Origin of the sequence: Parasphingorhabdus sp. (assembly GCF_048269865.1) — a bacterium.
Lineage (GTDB): Bacteria > Pseudomonadota > Alphaproteobacteria > Sphingomonadales > Sphingomonadaceae > Parasphingorhabdus.
In genome coordinates this window covers 106761-118623 of record NZ_JBLWUA010000008.1, presented here as the reverse complement: position 1 = coordinate 118623, position 11863 = coordinate 106761, and the positions used below count along the sequence as shown (strand labels likewise).

Below are 11863 nucleotides of genomic sequence, written 5' to 3'. Positions count from 1 at the left end.
TGCGCGCGACGCAAAAAAACCCGCCGCCTTTTCAGGCAGCGGGTTGTTCGTATCCCGGGCTTCCGGCTTTACCAGAAGAAGTCGTAGATCACGTCGATGACTTCGCCGTTGTAGATGTCGATTAGCAGGACATCATCATAATAGCGGACCCAGCGCGTTCCGGGATAGGCCGCGGGCAGGCGGTAGTAGCTCGGATTGTTGATCCAGTAGCGCGAGCCATAGAACGCCGATCCCAGAGAGATTCCGATGCTCAGGCGGCGATAGCGATAATCCCGATAGGGGGCATAGTAGCGCCCCAACCGATAATAGCTGCGGTTGGCATTGCGGTAACGCCGCCAGTCATAGCGCCGGTCATTGCGCCAGCTCCGGTTCCAGTTGCGGACGCCGCGGTTGTAATTGCGGTTGCTGCTATAGCGGCGCTGATCCCGATAGCGCCGGTCTATCCGGCCATCCCGGTTGCGGTCCACCCGCCGATCGACGCGGCCATTATTGTTGCGATCATAGCGCCGGTCGATTCGACCGTCGCGATTACGGTCCCAGCGGCGATCGACCCGGCCATCGCGATTCCGGTCGCCGCGCCGGATATCCCGACGCCGTTCGGCGTTTCTGTTGCGATCCCAGCGCCGGTCGACATTTCTGCTGGCGTTACGTTCCGCACGCTGGCGGCGCTCGGCCGCGAGGTTGACATTGCGATCTGCGCGGCGATCTGCGCGGCGGTCCGCGCGAGCCGCTGGCCGGGAAGGCGCGACGCGTTCCGTCCGCACCCTTCGCTCGACCCGCGCCTGGCCGCGGTTGTTACGGTTTCCGGGGCGCTGGGCCTGGCGCAGTCCACTACCCCGATTTGCGCGGCGTTCGTTGCGGGCATCACGCTGCAGGGCAGCGGCACCGGTCAGATCGGTTTTGACCAATCCGGGCGCATTGTTGAGGTTGGGGGCAATCTCGGCTGCGGATGCGGCGGCGGGCGTCAACATCGTGGCAGCCATCAGGCCGGGGATAAGAAATATACGCATGGCTTACTCCTGTTGCTGGCGACTCCATCTGCCGCATCTGTGCAACCGGTGATAGTTTATTAACCCTGTCGGAGGCCTGAACTGACTTGTTATGTTCAGGAAAGGTGGAAGTTATCTGAACATTGATGTTCAGATAACTTCCACCCCGGACTTGATCCGGGGTGCATCTCGGAAGAGTGGAAGCGGGGGCGATATTGGCTGTTCGTGGCGAGCGGCACGGCTAAACGCAGTCATTGCGTTTCAGGAGCGTTCAGGAGATGGCCCCCCGCCTACGCGGGGGAACCAGACCGGTTTTGCTATCTAATAGAGGAACCCACGCCTTTGCAGGTGCAAGGTTAATCCTTCAAATTATCCTTCTCGAGCCACTCCTCGAGCCACTTGATCGTATATTCGCCAGACTGGAAGCCCGCGTCGTGGACCAGCTTCTGGTGCAGCGGGATCGTGGTCTGGACGCCTTCGATGACAAATTCGTCCAGGGCGCGCGCGAGGCGCATCATGCAGCCGTCGCGGGTGCGGCCATAGACGATCAGCTTGGCGATCATGCTGTCATAATAAGGCGGAATCGAATAGCCGGCATAGAGACCGCTATCGACACGGACATGCATGCCGCCCGGCGGATGATAGCCGGTTACCTTGCCGGGGGAGGGCGCCCAAGTTTTCGGATTTTCGGCGTTGATCCGGCATTCGATGGCGTGGCCCTTGAACTCCAGCTCTTCCTGCGCGACCGAAAGATCACGGCCATCGGCGATCCGGATCTGTTCGCGGACCAGATCGAAGCCGGTGATCATTTCGGTTACCGGATGTTCGACCTGCAGCCGGGTGTTCATTTCGATGAAGTAGAATTCTTCGTTCTCGTAGAGAAACTCGATGGTGCCGGCGCCGCGATATTGCATGCCCTTCATCGCATCGACACAGACCTTGCCCATCCGTTCGCGCTGTTCGGCGCTGATGACGGGCGAGGGGGCTTCCTCGAGCACTTTCTGGTGGCGCCGTTGCAGCGAACAGTCGCGCTCGCCGAGATGGATCGCGTTGCCGCGGCCATCGCCGAACACCTGGAATTCGATATGGCGCGGGTCGCCGAGATATTTTTCGATATAGACGGTGGCGTCGCCGAACGCCGCTTTGGCCTCCGTGCCGGCCTGTTTCATCTGGGTTTCCAGCTCGGTCTCGCTGTTGACGACCTTCATGCCGCGACCACCGCCGCCAGATGCGGCCTTGATGATCACCGGATAGCCGACATCCTTCGCCACTCGTTTGGCTTCTTCAATTTCGCTGACCGCGCCATCGCTGCCGGGGACCAGCGGGATGCCGAGATCGCCCGCGGTTTTCTTGGCCGCGACCTTGTCGCCCATGATCTTGATATGTTCGGGCTTCGGGCCGATCCACTTGATGTCATGCGCTTCGACCACTTCGGCGAAGTGCGCATTCTCGGACAGGAAACCATAGCCGGGATGGATCGCATCGGCGCCGCTGATTTCCGCCGCGGAAATAATCGCCGGGATCGACAGATAGCTGTCAGCGGCAGCCGGCGGACCAATACAGACGGCCTGATCGGCAAGCCGCACGTGCATCGCGTCTGAATCGGCCGTGCTGTGGACGGCCACGGTTTCGATGCCAAGCTCCTTGGCGGCGCGCAATATCCGGAGTGCAATTTCGCCGCGATTGGCGATCAGGATTTTTTCAATGGTCACGCCGCGAACCTCAAGCGATCACAACCAGAGGCTGGTCAAATTCAATCGGCTGGCCGTTTTCGACCAGGATCGCCTTGACCGTGCCGGATTTTTCGGAGGTAATCGGGTTCATCACCTTCATCGCCTCGACGATCAACAATGTATCGCCTTCGGAAACCTTGGCACCAACGCTGATGAAATTGTCTGCGCCGGGTTCGGGGGCAAGATAGGCGGTGCCGACCATTGGCGATTTTTGCGCGCCGACATGATCATCGGCTGGCGCTGGCGCGGCTTCGGCTGCCGGAGCGGGGGCAGCAGGTGCCGGGGCCGGAGCCGGGGCAGACGCAACCGGTGCTGAAACATAGGTTCCGCCACCGCGGGCGACCTTGATCTTGCGGTCACCGTCTTCGACCTCAATTTCTGTCAGGTCGGCTTTCTCGAGAATGGCCGCGAGATCGCGCACCAGTTTGATATCTACGTTCATGCCTTCACCCGTTTCTTTTTTTGCAGGCATATTCTGTCCTTATGCTGACGTTAAAATTTGCTGGCAGCGTCCAGCGCCAGTTGATAGCCTAAAGCACCAAAGCCGCAAATCGTTCCTTTTGCAACCGGCGCAATAAAACTCTTGTGGCGAAAATCTTCGCGCGCCGCCGGATTGGAAAGATGCACTTCGATGACCGGCGTGCGGATTGCCTTGATCGCGTCGAACAACGCGACCGATGTATGAGTCAGCGCTCCCGCGTTCAGGATCACGGCCTGCGCGTCGTCGGCTGCCGCTTCGTGCAGCCAGTCGACCAGATGGCCTTCGTGGTTGCTTTGGCGGATATCGACGTCGAAGCCGAGCGTCTGGGCATGGTCTTCCATCTGTCCGGCAATCTCGTCGAGCGTTTCCGAACCGTAGATTTCAGGCTCGCGCATGCCCAGAAGGTTGAGATTGGGTCCGTTCAATATAAAGATGGTCTTGGTCGCCAAGATATTGGTCCCTCCCCAAGGCTTTTGGTTGCGACTGAAGCGCCCTCTTTATATGGCTCGTTTTTGAAAAGCGAGATCAAAGACATGAAAGTTACCCAAATGGCTGAAATTCAGATCCGGTTGAATGGCGATGACCATCGATTAGCGGCAGGGGGATCGATTGCAGACCTGGTACGGTCGCTTGATCTTGATCCCGCCAAGGTAGCGGTCGAGCGCAATCGCGAGATTGTGACCCGCTCGACGCTGGACGATGTCATGGTCGAGCAGGGCGATGAGCTGGAAATCGTGCATTTTGTTGGCGGCGGCTCCGGTGACGACAGCTGGACGGTGGCAGGACGGTCATTTCGGTCACGGCTGATTGTCGGTACCGGCAAATATAAGGACTTTGCCGAAAACGCGGCGGCGGTCGAGGCTTCCGGTGCGGAGATTGTCACCGTGGCCGTGCGCCGCGTCAATGTCACCGACCGCAACCAGCCGGTGCTGATGGACTTTATCGATCCGAAGAAAGTCACCTATCTGCCGAACACCGCCGGCTGCTTCAATGCCGAGGACGCGATCCGCACATTGCGGCTGGCGCGCGAGGCTGGCGGCTGGGATCTGGTCAAGCTGGAAGTGCTCGGCGAGGCGAAGACGCTCTATCCGAATATGCGCGAAACGCTGGAGGCAACCGAAGTGCTGGCCAAGGAAGGTTTCAAGCCGATGGTCTATTGCGTCGACGATCCGATCGCAGCGAAACAGCTCGAAGACGCTGGCGCGGTTGCGATCATGCCGCTGGGTGCCCCGATCGGGTCGGGGCTCGGTATCCAGAACCGGGTGACGATCCGGCTGATCGTGGAAGGGGCGAGCGTACCGGTTCTGGTCGATGCCGGAGTAGGAACCGCCAGCGATGCGGCGGTCGCGATGGAACTGGGCTGCGATGGCGTACTGATGAACACCGCGATTGCCGAAGCCAAAGAACCGGTGCGGATGGCGCGGGCGATGAAGCTGGCAGTGCAGGCCGGACGGGAAGCCTATCTGTCCGGCCGCATGGGTCGCCGGATGTACGCAGACCCGTCGAGCCCCCTGTCCGGTCTGATTTAGTGTATTAATACAGCATGATTCGGTGTCATCTGTAACTATCTGAATCGTAACAAAAGTTACATGATGATATATTGGTCGACCAGCGATTGTCGTTTGTCGAAGCCGCGTGCTGTCTGCCGATCACAATAGTGGTTTATCGAAGTTCAAATGCTCATCCGGCGCTATCCGCCTACCTAGGATAGCGAGGCGGGAGCATAACCCCAGTCTCTCCAGAAAGCCCTTCCCCGGCCCGATGGACTTCTGCTCCCGACCTCGTCCCAAGTGGGCAGCGCCGGCCCCCATTTTCCGGCACCGCCCGGAAAATTTTTTGAGGAGTGAGAATATGTCGAACACTATCTTTACCAAAACCCTTAGTGCAGCAGCTGCGATCGCTATGACCGCGACCGGATTTTCGGCGACTGCCCATGCCCAGGACCGGACTATTCGTACGGCCACCGTCGAATATGCTGATCTGGATCTGACCAGCGAAGACGGCCAGTCGACCCTGCAAGGTCGCCTGAAAGGGGCCGTTCGCAAAGTTTGCGGCGCCTATGACGCGAAAAACCTCGTCGATGTCCAGGACCATCGCGTCTGCATGAGCGAGGCCCAGGCTTCGGCACAGCGCGCCAGTGTGACGATCATGGCTGCGGCAAAATCCGGCAAAACGCTGGAAACCGCAATGGTGATCAGCAACTAAGCCAAGGCTGCAAGAGCCGCAGATCCCCAACAAGCGGCCAGATATTGGCTAGTAAAAACCTTCGAAATCCCCCGGTGTCCCTTACACCGGGGTTTCTTTTTAGGTGATCACCACGAAATTTTGAAAAATAAAACACTGTTATTTTAATATTACTTTATCAGTATTTCATATATACGTATTATTAATGTAATATAATCAAAAAATCCTGAAAATATATTTTTGGCGCAAGTATTTCACCTATATTAACCATAGGTTCTAACAGCCGATTAACGTTTCCCGGAGCATATGTAAATTACTGTAACGCAGAGTGGCTCACGGCCTGTTTCGACTGTGACCGATCTGCGGAAAATCGCGAGTCCTGGGAGATTTTATGGAAGTCGGTCGCCAAAGAAAACCGGAGTCAGTTATCGGCCCTTTCGGAGAAGCGATCAGTCTTGATGATCTGCCGAAAGACGCCATGACCAGATGGGTGATCAGGCGGAAAGCCGAGGTGGTTGCCGCGGTCAACGGTGGCTTGCTCAGCCTTGAGGAGGCCTGCGATCGCTATGACCTTTCCCTTGAAGAATTTCTCTCCTGGCAGGAGTTGATCTATGAGTCCGGACTTCCGGGCTTGCGGGTCAGCCAGCTGTCGAAACATCGTTCAGACACGAGGGCCAAGCAGGAGCAGCCCGATCAATCAGGGTCGCACCCACCGAGAGATCCGTTTCCGGATCTTCATTAGTCGAAAGCGCAAGCCATGAGAAACAAGCGTGTCCTCGTCATTGACGAAGAGAGCGCCTTTACCCGCTTCTTGCAGGATGACCTCGAGCAGCGAGAGATAGCGGTAGCGTGCGTATATTCCCCAGGGGATGAAACGGGCGCCACCGCCTTTGCCCCCAATGTCATTGTCGCCGACAAGAAAATGCTGGCGAAAAGCAATGCCGGGCTGTTGCACAGTTTCGACTGCGCTGAGCGGAAATTGCCGCTTGTTCTGATGAGTGGCCCGGACGGCAAGTCGCGCCGCGGCACTGCCGCATCGCTGCGCGACGCCGACTCGCAAATTGTCGCCACGATCCCGAAGCCCTTCGAGCCCAATATGCTGGCCGAGCTAATCGACCAATATGGGGAAGAAAGCCAGCAGGAAAATCTTGATGCGGACTATATCAGCGCCCTGGTGGCCAGCGACCGGCTGCTTGATAATCTCGTCGTGGAATTTCAGTCGAAGCATGCTCTGCAGGATGGTGCTGTTGTGGGTTATGAAGCCTTGTCTCGACTGAAAACCAGGCGCGCGATCAGTCCGGCCACCATCTTTTCGGCAGCGACCGAAATGTCTCTTGAAATAGAGGCGACCCTCAACGTGATCGACCAGACGATGAAGCTGGCCGCTGCGCTCCGCAAATCCCGGAAAAGCGTCCCGGTCTCGTTCAACTGCAGCGCCATCTTGCTGACGCAAAGTGATTTTGTCGAACGGCTTTTTGGTCGTCTGGACCAGGACAAAAATTTGCGGGGGTCGGTGATCATGGAAATCACCGAGGAAAACCGGGTGGCGAATATCAAGGTGGTCGCCGAAATATGCCATATGCTCGGTCGCCACGGCCTGAAGGTGTCGATCGACGACTATGGCACCGGCCACAGCAACCTCGACCGGATTGCAGAAATTCCCTTTGCCGAGTTGAAACTGGACAAGGAAATTTTCTGGGCCTTCTGCAACGACCGCGTCCCGATCACCGTATTGGGTTCAATCATCGACTTCTGTCATATGCGCGGTGCAAAGACAGTGGTTGAAGGAATTGAGACTGCCTTCCATCTCGAAAAAGCGCAGCTGCTTGGCGCCGACCAGGGCCAGGGCTTTTATTGGGGCCGTGCCGTGCCGCCGCAATATCTGGTCAAGCACTGGACTGACGTCTGATCTTTCCTGACAGCGAATGATGAACCCAAACGCCGCTGATTGAGGTTCCGATTGCTCTGATTTTTCGCCACGCAGCGGCTCGTCTTTCCGGCCCGGATGATATCGGGGCGATGGCGCAAACCAGTCTTGCCTGTGAAGCTGTGCTGCCGACTCTTTACAGAGTCGCATATCCGATAAATTTGTCCTATGCTGCGCAGCATTGGAGAGGCTTGAGGGAATTACCATGAAACAGTTGAGCGCACTCGATGCGATGTTTGCCTATACCGAAACCGCGAACACGCCGATGCATATTGGGCAATTGCTGATTTATGATCCCTCCACTGCACCCGACGGCAAGGTCGGTTTCAAGGATATCCTGCGCTATATCGAAGGCCGTCTCGACGGCGCGCGGATCTTTCGTCAGAAACTGGTGCGGGTGCCGCTCGATCTTGATCACCCCTATTGGGTTGACGACGCCAATTTCGACCTCGAATTTCACGTCCGCCATATCGCGTTGCCGAAGCCGGGCGACTGGCGGCAATTATGTATTCAGGCGGCGCGTATCTATGCCCGGCCGATGGATATGAACAAGCCGCTGTGGGAATATACGGTGATCGAAGGCCTCGACAATGTCGAGGGCGTCCCGAAAGGCAGTTTCGCGGTGCTGCATAAAATGCATCACGCAGCGATTGATGGCCAGTCCGGTCTCCAGATGACCCTGGCTCTGCACGATCTCGACGCGGACATGAAAGCCCGAAAATTTGACATGCAGTTCGAACCGGAAGCGGACCCCAACCCGTTCGGCTTGCTCGCCAGGGCCCAGTTCAACAATATCGCCAATCCGGTGCGCGGCTTGCAGAATCTGCAGAAACTGCTTCCGATGCCGAAGCGGCTGTTCGATGTGCAGCGCGAATTCCGCCAGCGCGATGATGCCAAGGGCGCGATCCCGAAGACCCGGTTCAACAAGAAACTGAGTCCGCACCGCGTTTTTGACGGGCGAGAATTTGCCCTGTCGGACATCAAGAAAATCCGGGAAGGCTTTCCGGGTGCAACCGTCAACGATGTGATGATCGCAGTGGTCAGCGGATCGATGCGGGCCTATCTGAAAGCCAAGGACGACCTGCCGGAAAAGACGATGAAAATCGGCGCGCCTGTGTCGGTCCGGTCGGACGATGACAAGGATAGCGCCGGGAATCAGGTGACGATTATGCAGGTCGGCGTCGGCACCCATCTCGCCGATACTGGCGAACGGCTGCAATTCATCATGGCCGAAACCCAGAGGTCCAAGGCGATGACCCAGGCGCTGGGGGCCAAGACGCTGATGGAATTGTCAGGCGCGATGCCGGCCGGCTTGACGGCAGCCGGAACCAAGATGATGGTTCGCGCCGGGCTGGTCGAACGGTTCAATCCTGCGGTAAACACCGTCGTCACCAATGTCCCCGGACCAATGGTCGAGATGTATTTTGCCGGCGCCAGACTGGTCAAAAGTTTCGGCATGGGGATTCTGGCCGAGGGACAGGGATTGTTCCATGTGGTGACCAGCTATAACGGCAATGTCATCCTGACCTTTCTGGCGGACCGCAATATCATGCCGGATCCGGAATTTTACGCGGACTGCATTGCGCAAAGTTTCGACGACCTGATGGAAGCGGCCGACGAGCGAAAGGCAGCCGCCGCGAAGGCCGCCAGGGCGAAGAAGGCCAAGCAGCCGAAAAAACCGAAGAAACGGGTTTCGGCTTCTGCCGCTACGGCAGGCAGGACGAAGGTCAAAACAGCCGCAAAATAGCGGCCTTGCCGCTTGACTCACCGGGACTGATTGCGCATCGGTTCCGTTAATCATCCAATTAAAGAGGGACTCCATTATGAGCACAGTAGAATTCAACGATCGCGTTGCCATTGTCACCGGCGCCGGCGCTGGCCTCGGCCGCGAACATGCCAAGGAACTGGCCCGCCGCGGCGTGAAAGTTGTGGTCAACGACTTTGGCGGTGCCCGCGATGGCACCGGTGGTTCCGCGACGGTTGCCGAACAGGTTGTCGCTGAAATCGAAGCCGAAGGCGGCGAAGCGATGGCAGCGGGTTGCAGCGTGACCGATATGCCAGCGGTTGAAAAGATGGTTGCCGACGCGATCGCCAAATGGGGTCATGTCGACATTCTCGTCAACAACGCGGGCGTGCTGCGCGACAAGAGCTTCCACAAGATGACCATGGAAGATTTCCAGTTCGTCATGGACGTGCACCTGACCGGTAGCGCGAATTGCACCAAGGCGGTATGGGACCATATGCGCGAACGCCAATATGGCCGTATCGTGATGACCACATCGTCGACCGGCCTCTATGGCAATTTCGGACAGGTCAACTATGGCGCGGCAAAAATGGCCGTTGTCGGCATGATGAACAGCCTGCACCAGGAAGGCGCCGGCAAGGGCATCCACACCAACTGCATCTCCCCCGTTGCAGCAACCCGCATGACCGAAGACATCATGCCGGAAGAAGCCCTGAAATTGCTGGTTCCCGAAGCGGTAACCCCGGCTGTGGTCTATCTGTGCAGCGATGGCGCGCCTTCGAAGACGATCCTGACCGCCGGTGCCGGTGGCTATGCTGCGGCGAAAATCTTTGAAACCGAAGGTGTCTGGTTGCCGGAAGACAAGCGCTCTGCCGAAGCGATCGCTGACAATATCGACAAGATCCTCGATGAAACCGGTATGCAGGAATATGCCAATGGCGGCGGCCAGGGCGGCAAATTCTTCCGTCGGATGCAGGAAGAATCAAAGGGTTAGAACAAAGTAGAGCTGTTGAATTTCCGTTAGCCCTGAGCCTGTCGAAGGGCGCTTCTCGACCCGAGGCGTGGTTCGACAAGCTCACCACTAACGGAAATACCCAAGCATTTAGGAGATAGAATATGCCAACAATCAAACCAAGCGAACTCGAATCCTGGAAGGGCAAGGAAGTGGGCGTTTCGGACTGGGTCGAAGTGGGCCAGGACCGGATCAACACATTCGCCGACTGCACCGAGGATCACCAGTTCATCCATATCGACGAGGAAAAAGCGAAGGCCACGCCTTTCGGCGGGACCATCGCCCATGGACTGCTGACTCTCTCGCTGTTGCCGAAGCTTTCCTATGGCACGACGCTGGGCCTCGAAGGCACGGTGATGGGCATCAACTACGGCTTCGACAAGGTTCGCTTCCTCAATCCGGTGCGCGCCGGATCCAAGGTACGCGGCCGCCATACATTGGTCGATGCGGTGGAAAAACAGCCGGGCCGCTGGCTGCTGACCTATAATGTTGTGGTCGAAATCGACGGCATCGAAACCCCGGCGCTGATCGCCACGTCCCTGGTGATGATCGTCGTCGGATAGGCTGAAGCATCATATTTGAATGGAAGGGCTCCGGATCATTTCCGGAGCCCTTTTTCGTGGTGCATCGGGCTTTGCGGATTCCACAATCGGCAGGCTGGCCGCTGCTCATCGTTGCCGGCATGCATTGATATGACAGTGTCCAGCGACGGCGAGATATGCGACTCGCTGACGAGATTTAGATTGATGGGGAGAACCGTTATGCGCACTGTAAAAGCTTATGCCGCGCCAAAGGCCGGAAGCAAACTCGAACCGTTTGAATATGAACTGGGGGCGCTGGGCTCCAATGATATTGATATCCAGGTGGAATATTGCGGTGTTTGTCACACCGACCTCAGCCTCCGCGACAATGTCTGGGGTGCAACCGAGTTTCCCTTTGTCGGCGGGCATGAAGCGACCGGCACTGTGATCGATGTCGGACCGGAAGTGACGCACGTCAAGGTCGGCGACAAGGTCGGGCTGGGTGGCCATTCGCATTATTGTATGACCTGCCCCCAGTGTCTCGATGGCGACCACAATCTGTGCGAATCCGTTCAGTCAACGGTTTCGCCGGGCCGCAACGGCGCTTTTGCCGATATTGTGCGTGCCTCCGGGGTGAGCGTGGTCAAGTTGCCGGACGGTATCGATGTTGCTGATGCCGGGCCGCTGTTCTGCGCCGGTATCACCGTGTTCAATCCGTTTGTGAAATTCGGCATCAAGCCGACCGACCGGATCGCCGTGCTCGGCATCGGCGGGCTGGGGCATCTGGCGCTACAATTCGGCAAGGCCTGGGGCTGCCACGTCACCGCCCTGACCTCCAGCAGTTCGAAAAAGGAAGAAGCCATGGCGCTGGGCGCCCATGAGGTGGTCAATTCCCGCGACCCGGAAGCCCTGGCGGCGGCCGCGGGCAGTTTCGATGTCATCCTGAGCACGGTGGATGTGGCGCTCAACTGGAACCAGATCATCGCCATGCTGAAACCAAAGGGCCGGCTGCACTTCCTGGGTGTGCAGGCGGTGCCGGCCGAGCTGCAGCTGATGCCGTTGATGTTCTCGCAACTCTCGCTGTCCTCGTCGCTGGTCGGCAGTCCGCACACCGTCGCCGACATGCTCGAGTTCTGCGCGCGTCATGACATCAAGGTGGTCACCGAACATTTCCCGTTCGACCAGATCAACGAGGCGCTGGAGCATCTGGAAAGCGGCAAGGCGCGCTACCGGATCGTGCTCGACAACTGACGCCTGCGACCGGCCTGCGGC

General features: G+C 57.9%; 12 protein-coding genes. 8 read left to right on the top strand and 4 right to left on the bottom strand.

Annotated features, from left to right (window positions below):
• Window positions 1–68: 68 nt before the first annotated feature.
• The 4 genes from ACN0WW_RS12150 to aroQ form a co-directional block, all read right to left on the bottom strand.
• Complete coding sequence (locus ACN0WW_RS12150) at window positions 69–1010, bottom strand: RcnB family protein (protein WP_417612838.1); 942 nt, start codon at window positions 1008–1010, stop codon at window positions 69–71.
• A 335-nt stretch (window positions 1011–1345) separates the two neighbouring features.
• Window positions 1346–2701 carry an acetyl-CoA carboxylase biotin carboxylase subunit gene (gene accC, locus ACN0WW_RS12145; RefSeq protein ID WP_417612836.1) on the bottom strand — a complete coding sequence of 452 codons (1356 nt, stop codon included), beginning with the start codon at window positions 2699–2701 and terminating at the stop codon, window positions 1346–1348.
• Between the two features lie 10 nt (window positions 2702–2711).
• Window positions 2712–3194: an acetyl-CoA carboxylase biotin carboxyl carrier protein gene (gene accB, locus ACN0WW_RS12140; protein ID WP_417612834.1), complete on the bottom strand. Its 483-nt coding sequence runs from the start codon at window positions 3192–3194 to the stop codon at window positions 2712–2714.
• A 20-nt stretch (window positions 3195–3214) separates the two neighbouring features.
• Window positions 3215–3652, bottom strand: a complete 438-nt coding sequence (aroQ, locus tag ACN0WW_RS12135; RefSeq protein ID WP_417612832.1) for a type II 3-dehydroquinate dehydratase — start codon at window positions 3650–3652, stop codon at window positions 3215–3217.
• Window positions 3653–3736: 84 nt separating this feature from the next.
• Between aroQ and thiS the strand changes: the two genes are divergently transcribed.
• From thiS to ACN0WW_RS12095, 8 genes are all read left to right on the top strand, one after another.
• Window positions 3737–4732, top strand: coding sequence for a sulfur carrier protein ThiS (gene thiS, locus ACN0WW_RS12130; RefSeq protein ID WP_417612830.1), 996 nt, complete (start codon window positions 3737–3739; stop codon window positions 4730–4732).
• A 322-nt stretch (window positions 4733–5054) separates the two neighbouring features.
• Window positions 5055–5408, top strand: coding sequence for a UrcA family protein (locus tag ACN0WW_RS12125; RefSeq protein WP_417612828.1), 354 nt, complete (start codon window positions 5055–5057; stop codon window positions 5406–5408).
• Window positions 5409–5778: 370 nt separating this feature from the next.
• Window positions 5779–6129 carry a DUF1153 domain-containing protein gene (locus ACN0WW_RS12120; protein ID WP_417612826.1) on the top strand — a complete coding sequence of 117 codons (351 nt, stop codon included), beginning with the start codon at window positions 5779–5781 and terminating at the stop codon, window positions 6127–6129.
• A 15-nt stretch (window positions 6130–6144) separates the two neighbouring features.
• The gene (locus tag ACN0WW_RS12115; protein ID WP_417612824.1) at window positions 6145–7296 is read left to right on the top strand and encodes an EAL domain-containing protein; all 1152 of its coding nucleotides are present in this window, start codon (window positions 6145–6147) and stop codon (window positions 7294–7296) included.
• A 223-nt stretch (window positions 7297–7519) separates the two neighbouring features.
• Window positions 7520–9061, top strand: a complete 1542-nt coding sequence (locus ACN0WW_RS12110; protein ID WP_417612822.1) for a WS/DGAT/MGAT family O-acyltransferase — start codon at window positions 7520–7522, stop codon at window positions 9059–9061.
• Window positions 9062–9137: 76 nt separating this feature from the next.
• Window positions 9138–10052, top strand: a complete 915-nt coding sequence (locus tag ACN0WW_RS12105) for an SDR family NAD(P)-dependent oxidoreductase (RefSeq protein WP_417612820.1) — start codon at window positions 9138–9140, stop codon at window positions 10050–10052.
• Window positions 10053–10174: 122 nt separating this feature from the next.
• Entirely contained in the window at window positions 10175–10633 is a 459-nt protein-coding gene (locus tag ACN0WW_RS12100; protein WP_417612818.1) for a MaoC family dehydratase, read from the top strand.
• A 198-nt stretch (window positions 10634–10831) separates the two neighbouring features.
• Window positions 10832–11842, top strand: a complete 1011-nt coding sequence (locus ACN0WW_RS12095; RefSeq protein WP_417612816.1) for an NAD(P)-dependent alcohol dehydrogenase — start codon at window positions 10832–10834, stop codon at window positions 11840–11842.
• The last annotated feature ends 21 nt before the right edge of the window (window positions 11843–11863 follow it).

Excerpts from the sequence above, each read along its gene's own strand:
- ACN0WW_RS12120 (WP_417612826.1), top strand. The coding sequence starts at position 5,779 with ATGGAAGTCGGTCGCCAAAGAAAACCGGAGTCAGTTATCGGCCCTTTC.
- ACN0WW_RS12095 (WP_417612816.1), top strand. The coding sequence starts at position 10,832 with ATGCGCACTGTAAAAGCTTATGCCGCGCCAAAGGCCGGAAGCAAACTC.
- thiS (WP_417612830.1), top strand. The coding sequence starts at position 3,737 with ATGAAAGTTACCCAAATGGCTGAAATTCAGATCCGGTTGAATGGCGAT.
- ACN0WW_RS12115 (WP_417612824.1), top strand. The coding sequence starts at position 6,145 with ATGAGAAACAAGCGTGTCCTCGTCATTGACGAAGAGAGCGCCTTTACC.
- accB (WP_417612834.1), bottom strand. The coding sequence starts at position 3,194 with ATGCCTGCAAAAAAAGAAACGGGTGAAGGCATGAACGTAGATATCAAA.
- ACN0WW_RS12110 (WP_417612822.1), top strand. The coding sequence starts at position 7,520 with ATGAAACAGTTGAGCGCACTCGATGCGATGTTTGCCTATACCGAAACC.
- ACN0WW_RS12100 (WP_417612818.1), top strand. The coding sequence starts at position 10,175 with ATGCCAACAATCAAACCAAGCGAACTCGAATCCTGGAAGGGCAAGGAA.
- ACN0WW_RS12125 (WP_417612828.1), top strand. The coding sequence starts at position 5,055 with ATGTCGAACACTATCTTTACCAAAACCCTTAGTGCAGCAGCTGCGATC.
- ACN0WW_RS12150 (WP_417612838.1), bottom strand. The coding sequence starts at position 1,010 with ATGCGTATATTTCTTATCCCCGGCCTGATGGCTGCCACGATGTTGACG.
- ACN0WW_RS12105 (WP_417612820.1), top strand. The coding sequence starts at position 9,138 with ATGAGCACAGTAGAATTCAACGATCGCGTTGCCATTGTCACCGGCGCC.